The organism is Bradyrhizobium sp. S3.7.6 (assembly GCF_054061875.1).
Genome location: NZ_JBSSEQ010000001.1, coordinates 3,379,472 through 3,394,172, shown reverse-complemented (window position 1 = coordinate 3,394,172; position 14,701 = coordinate 3,379,472). Strand labels below are relative to the sequence as shown.

The window sequence follows — 14,701 nt, the reverse complement described above, 5'->3', positions numbered from 1 at the left end:
ACAGCCGGGGAGCGGTGGACCGAACGGCGGCGCGACGAGAGCCGCAACGCCCGACGCCTCGCCGAGACGGCGCGCCTCACAATCCCAGATAGGCGCGCTGGACATCGGGGTTCTCGAGCAGATCGCGGCTAGATCCATGCAACACCACGGAGCCGTTCTCGAGCACATAGCCGCGGCTGCTCATCGCGAGCGACTTGGCGACATTCTGCTCGACGAGAAGGACCGTGATGCCCTGCTCGTTAAGGGATTTGACGACGCCGAACATCACATCGGTCAGCGCCGGCGACAGTCCGATCGACGGCTCGTCGAACATCACGATTTCTGGCTTCGACATGATCGCCCGACCGATCGCCAGCATCTGTTGCTCACCGCCGGACAGCGTGCCGGCGAGCTGGTCGCGGCGCTCGCGAAGTCGCCCGAACAGCTGATAGACGGAATCAAGCGTATTTGCCAGGTCGTGCCTGGCCCGCTTCAGCGAGCCGCCGATCAGCAGATTGTCCTCGACGGAAAGCGCACTGAAGATCTGGCGGCCCTCGGCGACCTGAGCGATGCCCATTTCGCAGATGTCCCACGGCGGTCGCCGCGAGATTTCGACTCCGTTGATCCTGACGGAACCGCGCGACGACGGCACGATCCCCGCGATTGATCGGATCAGAGAGGTCTTGCCGGCGCCGTTGGCGCCGACCACGCAGATCAGTTCACCCTTGCCGATGCGGAGCGACACGCCGTTCAGCGCATTGGAGCCGTCATAAGCCACGCACAGGTCGTCGATTTCGAGAAGCGCGTCGTCAGGCATGGAAACCGGCTCCCAGATAACTTTCCAGCACCGCAGGATCCGCTACCACCTCTGACGGCTTGCCCTCGGCGATCTTGACGCCGTGGTGAAGCACCACCACGGTCGACGCCACTTCCATCACGATCCGCATCACGTGCTCGACCAGTAGGATCGTCAGTCCACTCTCGGCGAGCCGGTGCAGCACGCCGACGACGCCGGCCGCTTCGGTCGGACGCAGCCCCGCCATCACTTCGTCGAGCAGCAGCAACTTAGGGCGAGTCGAGAGCGCCTTCGCCATCTCGAGCATCTTGCGATCGGGCAACGTCAACTGATCCGTCCGGGCATTCGCCTTGCCGGCAAGCCCGACATTTTCGAGCGACTCATACGCCTTGTCCCGCGCCTCCTTGACGTTCGTCGTCCAACTGAAGGCGCCCACCATGGCATTCTCGAGCACCGACATATCTTTCATCGGCCGGACGATCTGGAAGGTGCGCGCAATGCCCATGCGGCACACCGCTTCGGGCGGCTCGCGCTCGAGCGAACACCCCTCGAACAACACCTGCCCGGCGGTCGGTCTCAGCGCCCCGGCGACGAGATTGAAGCAGGTGGTCTTGCCGGCGCCGTTCGGCCCGATCAGGGCGGTGATGCGGCCTGCCTGCAGTGAGAAGCTGACGTCATTGACCGCGACCAATCCAACGAACGCTTTGGTCAAGTTCTTCACTTCGAGCAGCGTGGTCATTCCTCGGCCTTCCGCAGTTGTGAGATCCGGCCGCGCGCCGGCAGCTGGATCGCCCCGTAGAGCCGGACGATCGCGGGCCAGATGCCGTCGGGCAGAAACCACACGACCAGGATCAGCACCGCCCCGTAGGCGACGCTGTTCAGTCCGGGGAGCCCCAGGCTGTCGCCGAGCGCCCCCATGGCGTGATGCAGCGGGATCGCGGCCATCGAGCCGACCAGCGGGCCGAATGCAGTGCCCAATCCGCCAACCACGGGGCCGATCAGGACATCGACCGAGATCGCCATGCCCATGATCGAATCCGGAAAGATCGCGCCCTGCACCAGGCCCAGGACGCCGCCGCCGATCGCGGCCGTCGCGGCCGATATCGAGACCACCAGCACCTTGTGGCGAAACGTCCGCACCCCCAGCGCGCGGGCGGCCTCGTCGTCGTCCCGCATCGCCCGCCAGACATAGCCCCAATAGGACCGCGAGATCAGCTCCGTTCCCGCGACGCCGATGGCCGCAAGCGCGAGCGCGACGAAGTAGTAAAACCGCGCGTCACCGCGCAGCATCCCGAGGTCCATCGTGCCGCTCGGCGCCTGATAGAACAGGCCCTGCATGCCGCCGACATAGTCCCACCCGCCGAACATGATCCGGGCGAATTCGGCGGCTGCGATCGTGAGCAGCGCGAAATAGATGCCACGGACCTCGAAGCGGAAGCTCAGCCACGCCAGCACCGCGCCGACGAAGCCCGCAATCACCGCGCCCAGCAGCAGACCGATCCACGGGGTGACGCCGTATTTGATGTTCAGGATCGCCACCGCATACGCACCGATTCCAACGAACAGCGCGTGACCGATGGATAGCTGCCCGCCGATCCCGAGCATCAGGTTCCACGATTGTCCCAGGAAGGTGAACAACAGGACGATCGTCAGAAGCGAGATGACGTAGGCGTTGGACATGCCACCCACCATGGCCAGGGCGGCGAAGACCAGAGCGCCGGCGCCCCAACGCTTGGTGTCGCTGGCTTGATCAGATGTCCTTTGCACCGAAAAACCCCCTCGGACGTAAAATCAGGATGATTATCAGGAGCGCGTAAGGGAGTGCAGTTTTCATCGACGGCGTGAACATCAAGGCCGCGATCGCTTCGGCGACTCCGATCGTCAGGCCGCCCAGAAGAGCGCCGCCGAAGCTGCCGAGACCGCCGACGATCACCGTCACGAAGGCCAGCAGCGTGAAGTCGACGGCGAGATAGGGTTGCGCATCGAACAGCGGCGAGATCAATGAGCCGGCGACGCCAGCGCAGGCGGCTCCGATGCCGAAGGTCACCGCATAGACCCGAGGGATATTAAGCCCGACCACCAGTCCGCCGAGTCGATTATTGGCGGCGCCCCGCAGCGATCGGCCGAATGCGGAGTACTTCAGATAGGCTCCCAGTGCGGCGATTAGCAGGCCGGCCGTAGCGGCCGCCTGGATGCGGGCCCAATCCAAGGTGAGCGGTCCCACGCTCACGGTCTGGAAGGACAGCTGAGACGCCGTCGGCCGCGGATCCGGACCGAACGACATCAGCAATACGCCGCTGAAAAGCAGTGAGAGGCCGATGAAGACGATAAACTGATAATGATGCGGCCGGTTGACGAACCGCTTCACGACGAGCGTCTCCAGCAGATAGCCGAACACGAACATGACGACCGCGGCGACCGCAGCGGCTAGAAAGATCGGGACGTCCCAAATTCGAACGGTCCAGTATCCGATGTAGATCCCGAACACGACCATCTCGCCATGAGCGAAATTGACCACGCGCATGACGCCGAAGATGATCGTGAGACCGAGCGCGACGAGCCCGTAAACCAGTCCGATGAGCACCCCGCCGGCGATGACATTGAGCCAGAGCGACAGCATCAGCGACCGACCGCTGATGGATGCGCGATGGAAAGTCTTCGTCTTCCTTGCATGCTGATCGGTTCCATCTTGGCTGTAGCGGAAACGTAGCGGCGCCTGACGTCGTCTGTGTTTCAGACCGCCTTTGGCGCGGCGAAACATCCGTCGATGTAGACGAGCGACTCACATCCGGCTCTCGTGGTCTGAGCCACCACTTCTCCGGTGAAAATGGTGTGACTACTGTCGCTGTAAGCATTCACCACGCGGCAATCGAAGCTGCAGACCGCGCCGACCAGACTCGGTGCTCCGGTTTTGAGATCGCACCACAAACCGTCGCCGAAGCGGATATCGCCCTTGCTGCCGTCCTGCCCGGAAAACTTGAGCGCCAGATCGCGATGCTCGACCCCCAGAATATTCCAGCAGAACGACCGACTGCTGAGAATGGTGTCGTGCGCACCGGCAGATCGATTGACGCAAACCAGCACGCTGGGCGGAGCCGCCGACAGTGAGCAGCCCGCCGTCAGTGTCAGACCATGGCGGTTCGGCGCCCGGCCTGCCGTGACGATCGACACGGTGCCCGGCACGCTGCGCATTGCAGCGCGGAATGCTGCGGCATCGAGTGGGCTCGTTTCGGACAGCGGCGGTGTTGCGGACGGCATGGCTACGACCCTTGGATTCATGGGATGGATGCGCCCTCTTTGTCTGGTTGTGATTCCGGGCATGCAGCGCCGCCCCGGTGAACGTCTGAGCTATCCGGCTGCTTGATAGAACTGGATGACGTTGCCGCCCGGATCCCGCACCTTCACCGCACGGCCGTGACTGGCCATGTCCCGGACCGCGCCGACCTGCGCCCCCATGGCTGCGGCACGCTCCATGGCGGCCTCGAGGTCATCGACATCGAAGACAAGAACAGCATCTTGCAGCTGGTCCGAGACCGACTCCGTCGGTCCGGCGACGCAGAACGCAGCCGCATCGCTCACGAACTGGATCCACTTGCCGGGATCAGCGAAGCGCACCTTCAGACCCAGGCCTTCGTAGAACTCGGCCAGGCGTCCAGGATCGTTCGCCGTCAAATAGACTTGCTTCAGTTTCACGCTCGACATCCAAACCGTCGCTACCCAAGTGCGATCGTGGGTGGATAGTCGCCCGAGCCTCTCAGCATTACTGCTCGAACAACGCCTGTCACAGAAGCTTCATCAGCATTTTATGCTGTAACGACTTGTCGAGTCGCTAGATCCAACTCTGCATCCGGCCGATCTTTGCCATTTTCTGGTTGACGAGGGTGGGCGTCGTTGCTGCCGAACCTTTTGTCTCGCGCAACGCCCGCGGCGTGGTCAGCGACGTGACCAGGGCCACACGCGACGACAGGCGGTTGTACGAAACAGGGCAGCTCTCGACATCGAGCTCTGCTGCACATCCCGTCAAATGACATGGGGAGCCAATCGATGGAGCGGCGGGCATTACATCTTGACCGAATCCGTGGATCAACGTCGGCCTGCATATCGCATAGGCAAAAAATGTATCGGAAGTAGGCAACTAACCTCCTGATCGCAATGAACAATGCGAAGGTTGACGGTTTTTCGATACAAGTCGATGATTTGTCGAAATCCCACAAGCGCAATTGCGGTTAGCTTTTACCACGCGATTGTCATCACCCCGCAAACGACGGTGATACGCGCCGCAGAAGACTGCCATACTTGGGAGATACGCGATGTCAACGACCTCTCTCGACAGAATAGATATCAAGATCCTCAACGAGCTCCAGCAGAATGCGAGCTTGACCAATGTCGAGCTCGCATCACGCGTCAATCTCTCGCCGTCGCCGTGTCTGGCACGCGTCAGAACACTCGAAAAACTCGGCGTGATCGATCGACGGATCGCCCTTCTCGATCCCGCCGTGCTCGGCATTGGTGTAACGGCTTTCATCCAGATCAAGCTGGAAAAGCAGGTCCAGACGTCCCTGGAGAATTTCACCCGATCCATCGACCGGCTGGCCCAGGTAATGGAATGCTATCTCATGACCGGTGAGAGCGACTACATGCTCCGCGTCATGGCGGCCGACATCGAAGATCTCGAAGACCTGATTGTCAACAAACTATCCCGCATCCCCGGCGTCAGCAGCATTCGATCAAATCTGGCCCTCAAGCGCATTTCGTACAAGACCGTGCTGCCGATCGACGCCAATCGGCCGGTCACCGTCAAGGCTTGCGCCACCCCCTCGCGCCCTCTGGAGCGCTCACCAAGACCCCGATACGACCCAACTGGTCCTTTGCTGTCCGATGCGCCGATCGGGCTCGACACCAATCGTCCCAGCTACAGCGTGGAAAGACTATGAGGCGCCCCGCCATGGGCTCCGGCCAGTTGACAATAATGGTGAAGTTAAGATCGGCAGAGTGCTCGAGCGGCGCTGCGAGCCTGACAATCCGCACAAGACCCAACGCGAGCACCCGTCGGTTCTAGCGAGCAGAGCGACCGAGATGATGGGATTGATCGAAGCGGCCCTGCAGGCGTTCGCCGGCGGCGAAATCGTCGTGGTCACCGACGACGACGATCGCGAGGGCGAAGGGGACCTCGTCGTTGCCGCCTCGCGGTGTACCGCTGAGAAGATGGCCTTCATCATTCGCCATACATCGGGAATCGTCTGCGCTCCGATTACCCTCGAAGACGCGAGACGCCTGCGGCTTGACCCGATGGTTGTCGACAACGACTCGGCTCACACCACGGCGTTCACCGTGTCAGTGGACTACCGGCCGGATAACGGTACGGGCATCTCGGCCGAAGAGCGGGCCTCGTGCTGCCGTGCACTCGCCAACCCCAACGCTGGCGCCGGCGATTTTTGCCGGCCGGGACACGTCTTCCCGCTGATCGCAAAAGAAGGGGGCGTACTCATGCGCTCGGGTCACACCGAGGCCGCCGTCGACCTGTGCAGACTGGCAGGTCTCGAGCCGGTCGGCGTCATCAGCGAACTGATGAACGACGATGGCTCGGTGATGAAGGGTCCGCAAGTCGCGGCGTTCGCCGACAAGCACAAGCTGAAACAGGTCACCATCGCAGACCTCATCAGCTTCCGGCAGGCCCGCGAGACGCTGATCGAGCGCGTCTCGAGCGTCACGGCGGAGAGCCCGATCGGCCCGCTCCAGGGCTATTCGTATCGCTCGCCGTTCGACCCCATTCATCACGTCGCCTATATCTACGGAGAACTGGGCGACGGCACCAACGTCCTTACGCGCTTCTACAAACCCAACATCCTGCGCGATTTGTTCTCGGGTCAGGAACAGGCCAAGATGAACGTCATTCTGCAACGCTTCAAGGATAATGGCAGCGGCGTGCTCGTCTATCTGCGCGACGGCGCGGCGGGCGTTCCGCCTGCGCCGCTAGGCCCGATCAGTTCGCGCGAAGACGACCGTAATCGGCAATGGCGCGAGATCGGCGTCGGCGCCCAGATCCTGCGGGATCTCAAGATCAGCTCCATCCGTCACCTCACGTCGTCGACGCATCACTTCAAGGGACTGTCAGGCTTCGGCATCGAGATCGTCCGAAACGAAGCGCTCTAACTCCAGCCATCCGCGTTGCGAAAGTCCATTGAGCGCGTCCCGCACCTCAGGCATCCGGCGAAGCTTGCAGTTCGTCTCGCGGCAGGTCTCCCCCGGGCCAGCTTGGCCGGCCTCGCGCTCGGAGAAGTAGCGCGCCGGCGATTTGCCAAGCGCCTTCTTGAACATGGTGATGAACGCACTCACCGACTCGTAGCCGAGCGCCTCGGACACGGACTGAACCGTGTTGCCAGCAGACAATTTCTGGATGGCGACGATGATCTGAAGCTGCTGACGCCAGCGACTGAAGGTCATGCCGGTCTCGGCGAGCACAATGCGCATCAGCGTCCGCTCGCCGAGCGCGACGGCTTGCGCCCACTCCGCCACGGTCCTACGGTCGGCCGGATTGTCCATCAAGGCATCGGCGATCATACGCAGTTTCGAACTCCGCGTGATCGGAAGATGCAGCCGTTCGGTCGGCATGGCGATCAACTCGTTGAGGAGCACCGCGGCGATCTGCGCGGGCGGGCCGTCGGGATCGTAGAGCGGGGGCAGCGTCGCCATCCGATGGATCAGCTCGTGCAACAGCGGTGAGATCGACAGCGTGCAGCATTCCTGCGGCACGCTCGCCGCATCCATGTCCACATAGAGAAACAGCAGGCTGGCGTTGCCGCTGACGCGATTGCTGTGGGGCATACCGCCGGGAATCCAGACGCCGCAGCGCGGCGGGACCATCCACAGGCCGCTCGGCACTTCGCACGTCACACCGCCGCGCTGGGCGAGGACGAGCTGTCCCTTGCGATGGATATGAACCGGCAGTTCGTCCTCCTGCTCCCGGGTATCCACCATGCCGGCCACGATCGGACGGTCCAAAATGTCAGGATCGAACCGCCGATAGTGCTGATAGAGCGTGCCGCGCATTGTCATCCTTTAGCAATTAATTGGCAGAATAACGAAATTCTCTCGACGCAGCAACGCCTATGGTCTCCGTGCTTCACGGACGATCACATCATGCCTTCACCATTTCTGTCTCGGCTTCTCGCAGCAGCAGCGCCCGGCCGGCTCGATCCGAAATGGGCGCTGTTCTCGGCGAACTCCTTCATCGCGGCAATGCTCGCGATCTATTTTGCCTTCCGGCTCGGATTGGAGCGGCCGTATTGGGCGATGCTCACGGTCTATCTGACCGCACAGCCGTTCGCCGGCGCGGTTCGGTCACGCGCCGTCTACCGCTTTGTCGGGACATTGCTGGGCGCCTGCGCGGCGCTGGCGCTGGTCCCGATCCTGGTCGATCAACCCGCGTTATTGTCGGTTGCCGTTACCGCATGGGCCGGACTCTGCCTCTATATCTCCTTGCAGGACCGCACGCCGCGCAGCTATGCTTTCCTGCTGGCAGGCTACACCGCGACGACAATCGCGTTCTCGAGCGTCAACGTTCCGGCGATGGTATTTGTGACCGCGCTGTCGCGTGTCGAGGAGATCCTGCTCGGCATCGGCTGTGCGACCCTGGTGCACACCCTGCTGTTCCCGCGCGACGTCACTACTCCTGTGCTGAAATCCCTCTGCGCCGCATTGTCGGACGCCTTCGCCCGGACCACCGATGTGCTCTGCGCGCGCGTCGACAAGGCACCGAATACGGGGCGCTGGAAGCTCGCTGCGGACATCACGCAAATCGAGATCCTGTCGACGCACCTGCGCTACGACACCGCCGCGAGCAAGCCGGACCTGCGCGCCATCGGTGCCGTGCAGGACCAGCTCGCATTGGTCTTGCCGATGCTGCTGTCGGTGGAGGACGGACTCGCCGCCTTGGGAGAGCGGCGCTCGGCCGAGTTGAACCACCTGCTGTCTGAACTCGCCGACTGGACACGTGCGCCGGAGCGATCACCGGCCACTTCCGACGAACTGATCAGAAAGTGCACATCGTTCGAAGCGACCTGTTGCAACGATCGCAGCGAATGGGATCGGCTGATCGAGGCCGGAACCGCGGCCAGATTGGCCACGCTGATCGAAGCGCTGGCTGCCGCGCGAAACCTGTCGCGCGCATTGCACAGCGGTGCTCACCCTGCCATTTGGAGCCAAGCTGGCCTGCGGGATCGACACGTGAGGCGACGCCTGCACAGCGATCCCGGCCTTGCCGTTCTGTCGGTCGTGGCTCTTGGCGTCGCCGTGCTCGGCTGCTGCACGGTCTGGATCACGACGGCCTGGCCGGAAGGCGGCGTCGCCACGCAAATCGCCGCCATCGCCGCGGCACTCTACAGCAGCCTCGACGATCCCGCGCCAACGCTGATTTCCTACGCGCTCTGGACGCTGGCCTGCCTGCCGATCGCCGCGATCTACCTGTTCGTGATCTTCCCGGCCATCACCGGCTTTCCGATGCTGGTGTTCTCGCTGGCGCCGACCTTTCTGGTGATCGGCTATCTGCAGGCCAATCCCCGGCATTTCATCAAGGCGCTGGCGCTCGGTCTCGGACTGATCAGCGCGCTCGACCTCCAGAACAAATTCAGCGCCGACTTCGCTCTATTCATCAATAGCAATGCGGCTGCGATGATCGGACTTCTCACAGCGTTCATCGCAATTCGATTGCTGCGTTCACTGTCAGCATCGGGAGCGGCGCAGCGTCTGCTGCGCCACGGCTGGTCCGATCTGGCGAGGCTGGCTGCTGCACGGCGGCCGATGAGCCGCGCCAGATGGACCAGCATCATGCTTGATCGATTCGGCCTGGTGATCCCTCGGCTGGCTGGCGCGACGACGGACATCGCGGTGGAAGCCCGTCCTTTGGCCGCGCTGCAAATCGGCCTCGATCTGCTCGCGCTCAGGCAAGCCGCAGTGCACGAGGACGCGCGCAGCGACCCTGGCCTCCAGCAGCTTCTGCCGATGCTGTCGCAGGCATTCCGCTGGCTGGCCCGCGGCAACGCGAAACTGAAGCCTGACGTTGCGCGCGCCCTTCTGGCCGCGATCGACAACGCGCTGTGCGACACGCGCAAAGACACGACCGCCTGCCAGCAGCGAACGCTCGCGCTGATCGGCCTGCGTCGGACGATGTTTCCGGATGCTCATGCTTTGTCCAGCAAGGCCATGCCATGAACGAAGAAATCGCCATTGCCGGCGTCTACGTTCCGACGTTTGCGCTGGCCTGTGCTTGTGCGCTCGCGGCCTGCTTTATCGCCTCCGCGGCCAACCGCAAATTCATCGGCGTCGATATTCGAAGGTATGCGTGGCACCCCGCGCTGCTCGACTTCGCCGTCTTCGTCATTCTGACCAAGATCTTCTACGCTGTTCTGGGAAAGCTGCCGCTATGACAACGATGAGTTCGATGTTTCCCCGCATGATGCTCACTGTCCTGATGGTGAGCGTCGCGGCACCGGTCGGCATCGGCATGTGGGAGCATTATGAGGCGGCGCCATGGACACGGGACGGCCGCGTCCGCGCCGACATCATCGCCGTTGCCGCCGATGTCTCCGGGCTGGTCGACGAGGTGCTGGTCCGGGACAATCAGGTCGTCCGCAAGGGCGATATTTTGCTGCGGCTGAATCCCGACCGTTTCCGCCTCGCCGTCCAACAAGCAGAGGCGTCTCTGGCCAACCGCGAAGCCGCCGCGGAGAAGGCAGCGAGCGACCGCGTACGATACGAGAAGCTGAGCGAAGGTGTCGTGTCGCAGCAACAGCGCGAGACGATCCGCGCTACGGATTTGCAAGCCAAGGCGCTTTATGGTCAGGCCGTGGCCGACCTTCAGATCGCGCAGCTCGATCTCGATCGATCCGAAATCCGGGCACCCGCGAACGGCCGCGTGACCAATTTCGATTTACGGCCCGGCACCTATCTCGCCGCGGGGCGCGGCATCATGGCGCTGATCGACATCGACACCGTGCGTGTCGAAGGCTATTTCGAGGAGACCAAGATCCCGCGGATCCACCTCGGTGACGCCGTTGACGTGAAGCTGATGAGCGGAGCGACGCTGAGCGGTCGGGTCGAGAGTATCGCTGGCGGAATCGAGGACCGCGATCGAAGTTTGGGGTCCAGCCTGCTCGCCAGCGTCAATCCATCGTTCTCCTGGGTCAGGCTCGCCCAGCGCATTCCGGTTCGGGTCCGCATCCCGCGCAAAGATGTCGATCGCCTGATCGTCGGAACGACTGCGACGGTGCAAGTCAATGTTGGAAACCGCAACGCACCGCCAAACACCATGGGCGTTTTACGGTAACGCTCGGTAACGCGCTCAGCCGGCGCCAAGAAAATCTAATGAAAACAAAGCCGAATGGCGCGCGCGGAACGAGGCGACCGATGCACAGCCTTCACATTGAAAAATCAGTACAAATCAGCGCGACTGCCGCCGGGTTTGTACCACCACTTGTGACCACCGACAAGGCGCGGCACAGCAGGCATCCAGCGCAGCCAACAGCTCCCCGGTGCACTGCTCCCTTTCATCCCGCTTTGCAATCGCTCTTCACGAGCATGAACGAGCCTAGAGGCTTAGATTGTTGATCCTGATACATGTACTCGAAGGCAATCCCGCCATCGAGACCGTTGGTTGTGCGTTTTCCCAAAGCAGAAGGCGAATTTCTGGCCTAACTGCAGAAATCTTGTCCCCACGCCATGCAAGACGTACCGGGAACACGATTCCATAGATCGATGCCAGGACCGCCAAACTCCCAACGACTATTGCAACGTACATGGTCCGTCGGGCCGCTCGCTCAATCCGATAACTCATCGTCAAGCCTTTAGCAGCGTCCTCTTTTGAGAGGGAGCTAACGGCACGTTGCAAACGCTTCTGCTTTACGTGCTTCATGAGCCGGTCACATCATGGAAGTTTTAGTTGCACCGAAGACGCATCGGTTGGGCAATGAATTTATCTCCACCTCATTTGTGCTTCCACGTCTTTGCCGAACATCGCCTTGAGTCTAGCCGCAATTCGAAAGTACCGAACGCGAAAGCGGGAATACTGGATCGTTGGCGGCTGCGGCTCAAAGCCTGTTCTCTGTCCGGCGGCCCAGCATCGAAGCTGAGATTGCATGTAACGCTTGTGAGCAACGCGATAATAGTGCCTGAAAACCGGATACATCGTGGCCACGGAAATTCCGTGGATACGCAGACATTCGGACAATGCGATTTGCTCGATTGTGAGTAGCCTCGCGCCATGATCAAGCATGGCATCGGTCAAAGCTATGGCATCTTTCAGAATCGGAATATGCCTTGCTGGGTCGACTGCAGTTAGCCCGCTATTATACTCAACAGATCGTTTTGTGTCGTATTCGTAAGGTCCAGCATTAGGCAGATTTGTGCGAAATCCCGAAATGGCGCGGAACGGATTACGTCCGTGAAAACGGTCCACGGCAATCGATCCTTCACTTAGCGCCGACCAGAGCTTTTCGAAGAAGCCCTCTTGGAAGAATGTGTCCGTGTCGATCATGACACAGAAATTCGGATTGTTCCTCATTTCTTCCAAGAGAACGCAAGGCTTGATGCGATGATGATAGAGACCATTGCGAGAGAACTCTGTAATTTTCTGTGAGATGTTGACGATCCTAACAGGCAGATCCAAGTAGCGACTTGGCTTGTCCGTATAAACAACAACCTCTACGGGGCGATGAAATTGCAAGTATAGCAAGGTTGTCAAGCTATATCGCAACTCCAAGAAAAGACGCTCAAGATCCCCGTACTCGACATAGATGAACGTAAGCCCCCGATTATCCATACGCCTGATCTTCCAACTCAATCTAATTTCTTATCTGCTTTACTCTCAGCGCGGAGGGCCGACCCAAAGGCACCATCGAATAGGCCTCTGAATTGGATCGCGTTGACATTGGAAATGTGGGCTGTATCGCGGAAATTGGCCTGCCCGTTCCTGACGAGAAAACATTGGTTTTGCTCGCAGACCACCGATTGGGGATCCACCATAACCAGTCGCGGATTGTCCCAGTGCTCGTGGAGGTTTTGAGCGATTTCGGCTCGGAAGCCGCTCATCGTCAGACTAGGATCGGCGTCCACCCTCCATTCACCGATGGCTCCCCCAACGCGGACCTGTTTCTCAATCCATCGCTGTGGCAGGTCGAAGCCAATATTGAGTAGCGGCATGATCAGCACAACGGTCTTGCCGGAGGAAAGCAGTCGGTCAGCCAGCGAGGAGACCTCAAGAGCATTTCCCCAATTACCGCCAACGACAACGATGCTTGGCTCAGTGTGGTTCAGCACGTAGTCCAGCGTGCTGCGGTTGAAATCCCGGCACGGCTGCTGATCTGCAGAGTTTCTAACAGGATCGTCAAGGAAGGGCCTGCACGCGCTCTGGGTTGCGATCAATCCATGGATTCCGTTGGCAAGCGCAGCCGAAGAAATTGGCTCAAGGTACTGGTTAGCAAACGAATCTCCCCACAGCATTACGGAAGGCTTTCCGGCGACCTCCGCGCTACCGAAACTGCAATAGGTCTCGGCCGCCCGCTTTGTGGAGTTGGCGTTCCTGAAACACTCGTCGCGAGGTGTGTTGGTCCTTCTCGCCAGCTCGGCTGGCAACAGGTAATCCGGCAACCGGTTTGGGAAACCATTGGTCAAGGAAGCCAGCGCGATGAAGCCGAGCAACAGAGCGAACGCTGCGCCAGAACTCGTCAGAAGCCTTCGCGGCGTCCAGAAGTCCCGTCGCATTCTGATTGGCTGCTCCACGCAACGATACGAAACGATGCTGAGCGCCAGCGACGCCAAAACCATTAGCACCTTTTGCGTGGCGTCTACGCCATACCCTCGCAAGGACAGCCACCCTAGTGCGAAGACCCAAATCGGCCAATGCCAAAGGTAAAGTGAGTAGGACCAATCGCCTAACCGCTGAATGGCAGACATCCCGAGCAAGCTCGCTTCCCCGGTCCACTGCCGCGCCCTGACTATCATTGCCGCGCCCAGAATCGGCAGGACTGTAAGAACGCCCGGCCATCGCGATTCGGGGAGCGGATAGACGATACAAACCGCGACCAACGCCCAGCCCACGGTGGCGACTATCCCAGTTTCCAGCCACGGAATCTTGGAAGCACCGTTGGATCGTCGCCTGATTTCTGCGGCAGCGATCAATCCACCGGCCAAAGGTTCCCAAGCTCGGGCACGCAAGGAGAAAAAGGAAGAGCCCATCGCATCCCTTTGGGTCTCCCACAAACACCACGCCAAGGAGAGGACAGCGACGACCTGAAGCGCAATCATCACTGTGCTGATTTTAGACTTCGAGCCGGAAGCGAAACGCCAGATCAGCGATACGACCAAAGGCATCCAGATGTAGAACTGCCACTCCACCGAAAGAGACCAAGTGTGCAAGAGCGGCTTGGTCTGGGCCGCCATGGCGAAATAGCCGTTGTCGCTGTCGAAAGCAAAATTCGACACGAATGTCAGCGCGGACAACGCCTGCAGCAGGTGCTTCAAGTATTCGCGTGGCAAGGTCACGAACCAGCCAGCAACGACCGACGAAGCGGTCATAACCGCAAGCGCAGGATAGATGCGGCGTATTCGCATGATGCTGAAGTCACGGAATGAAAAACGACCCAAAGTGAGGTCGGTCAACACTTTGCCCGTCATCAGGTACCCGGTTATCACCAGGAAGACATCGACGCCGACAAATCCTCCGGCGAACCCCGATATTTGGAAGTGGTAGCCAACGACAGCCACCACTGAAAGCGCCCGGAGCGCGTTAATATCTAGCCGGAAGGCATCGCCACCTGCACTCACCATTCGAGGAGACAGCGGGCCAAATCCAAACGACGAACTACGCCCGTCAAATCGGACGGGTAACGACGCACCCCGCCGCACATGCGGCTGAGCACCGTCAAGCGAATA

The 14,701-nt window shown here is 60.7% G+C and carries 15 protein-coding genes; 5 read left to right on the top strand and 10 right to left on the bottom strand.

Going from position 1 to position 14,701, the window contains the following annotated elements; genetic code table 11:
• Window positions 1-76: 76 nt before the first annotated feature.
• The 7 genes from ACVJ5M_RS16055 to ACVJ5M_RS16025 all read right to left on the bottom strand — a co-directional run bounded on the left by ACVJ5M_RS16055 (window position 77) and on the right by ACVJ5M_RS16025 (window position 4,910).
• Window positions 77-796, bottom strand: coding sequence for an ABC transporter ATP-binding protein (locus ACVJ5M_RS16055; protein WP_007594456.1), 720 nt, complete (start codon window positions 794-796; stop codon window positions 77-79).
• On the bottom strand, window positions 789-1,514 hold the full coding sequence (locus ACVJ5M_RS16050; protein WP_354100420.1) for an ABC transporter ATP-binding protein: 726 nt from the start codon (window positions 1,512-1,514) through the stop codon (window positions 789-791). The genes ACVJ5M_RS16055 and ACVJ5M_RS16050 overlap by 8 nt, the downstream gene beginning before the upstream one ends.
• A complete protein-coding gene (locus ACVJ5M_RS16045) occupies window positions 1,511-2,542 on the bottom strand; it encodes a branched-chain amino acid ABC transporter permease (protein WP_007594458.1) in 1,032 nt (343 codons plus the stop codon). The genes ACVJ5M_RS16050 and ACVJ5M_RS16045 overlap by 4 nt, the downstream gene beginning before the upstream one ends.
• Window positions 2,526-3,536 (bottom strand): branched-chain amino acid ABC transporter permease, encoded by a 1,011-nt coding sequence (locus ACVJ5M_RS16040; protein WP_231142531.1) that lies wholly within the window; start codon window positions 3,534-3,536, stop codon window positions 2,526-2,528. Before ACVJ5M_RS16040 ends, ACVJ5M_RS16045 begins: the two co-directional genes overlap by 17 nt.
• Complete coding sequence (locus ACVJ5M_RS16035; protein WP_219679315.1) at window positions 3,509-4,033, bottom strand: flavin reductase family protein; 525 nt, start codon at window positions 4,031-4,033, stop codon at window positions 3,509-3,511. The genes ACVJ5M_RS16040 and ACVJ5M_RS16035 overlap by 28 nt, the downstream gene beginning before the upstream one ends.
• A 90-nt stretch (window positions 4,034-4,123) precedes the next feature.
• Window positions 4,124-4,477, bottom strand: coding sequence for a VOC family protein (locus ACVJ5M_RS16030; RefSeq protein ID WP_007594462.1), 354 nt, complete (start codon window positions 4,475-4,477; stop codon window positions 4,124-4,126).
• A 127-nt stretch (window positions 4,478-4,604) separates the two neighbouring features.
• Entirely contained in the window at window positions 4,605-4,910 is a 306-nt protein-coding gene (locus ACVJ5M_RS16025; RefSeq protein WP_231142534.1) for a hypothetical protein, read from the bottom strand.
• A gap of 241 nt (window positions 4,911-5,151) precedes the next feature.
• Between ACVJ5M_RS16025 and ACVJ5M_RS16020 the strand changes: the two genes are divergently transcribed.
• Window positions 5,152-5,709, top strand: a complete 558-nt coding sequence (locus ACVJ5M_RS16020; protein ID WP_231142535.1) for an Lrp/AsnC family transcriptional regulator — start codon at window positions 5,152-5,154, stop codon at window positions 5,707-5,709.
• A 142-nt stretch (window positions 5,710-5,851) separates the two neighbouring features.
• Window positions 5,852-6,928 (top strand): 3,4-dihydroxy-2-butanone-4-phosphate synthase, encoded by a 1,077-nt coding sequence (ribB, locus tag ACVJ5M_RS16015; protein ID WP_354100421.1) that lies wholly within the window; start codon window positions 5,852-5,854, stop codon window positions 6,926-6,928.
• On the opposite strand, the gene ACVJ5M_RS16010 is transcribed toward ribB, so the two are convergent.
• On the bottom strand, window positions 6,887-7,825 hold the full coding sequence (locus ACVJ5M_RS16010; RefSeq protein WP_148754953.1) for an AraC family transcriptional regulator: 939 nt from the start codon (window positions 7,823-7,825) through the stop codon (window positions 6,887-6,889). The two genes, ribB and ACVJ5M_RS16010, sit on opposite strands and share 42 nt — an antisense overlap.
• 90 nt (window positions 7,826-7,915) lie before the next feature.
• Between ACVJ5M_RS16010 and ACVJ5M_RS16005 the strand changes: the two genes are divergently transcribed.
• From ACVJ5M_RS16005 to ACVJ5M_RS15995, 3 genes are read left to right on the top strand one after another with little or no spacing between them, the layout of a single operon-like run.
• Window positions 7,916-9,985 (top strand): FUSC family protein, encoded by a 2,070-nt coding sequence (locus tag ACVJ5M_RS16005; RefSeq protein ID WP_283017185.1) that lies wholly within the window; start codon window positions 7,916-7,918, stop codon window positions 9,983-9,985.
• Entirely contained in the window at window positions 9,982-10,200 is a 219-nt protein-coding gene (locus tag ACVJ5M_RS16000; protein WP_231142539.1) for a DUF1656 domain-containing protein, read from the top strand. Before ACVJ5M_RS16005 ends, ACVJ5M_RS16000 begins: the two co-directional genes overlap by 4 nt.
• Window positions 10,197-11,099, top strand: coding sequence for an efflux RND transporter periplasmic adaptor subunit (locus ACVJ5M_RS15995; protein ID WP_231142541.1), 903 nt, complete (start codon window positions 10,197-10,199; stop codon window positions 11,097-11,099). The genes ACVJ5M_RS16000 and ACVJ5M_RS15995 overlap by 4 nt, the downstream gene beginning before the upstream one ends.
• Window positions 11,100-11,744: 645 nt before the next feature.
• Here ACVJ5M_RS15995 and ACVJ5M_RS15990 read toward each other — a convergent pair.
• Together ACVJ5M_RS15990 and ACVJ5M_RS15985 are read right to left on the bottom strand one after the other, a co-directional pair.
• Window positions 11,745-12,611, bottom strand: coding sequence for a hypothetical protein (locus ACVJ5M_RS15990; protein ID WP_456679350.1), 867 nt, complete (start codon window positions 12,609-12,611; stop codon window positions 11,745-11,747).
• The gene (locus ACVJ5M_RS15985; RefSeq protein WP_439037612.1) at window positions 12,608-14,596 is read right to left on the bottom strand and encodes an SGNH hydrolase domain-containing protein; all 1,989 of its coding nucleotides are present in this window, start codon (window positions 14,594-14,596) and stop codon (window positions 12,608-12,610) included. Before ACVJ5M_RS15985 ends, ACVJ5M_RS15990 begins: the two co-directional genes overlap by 4 nt.
• Between the last annotated feature and the right edge of the window lie 105 nt (window positions 14,597-14,701).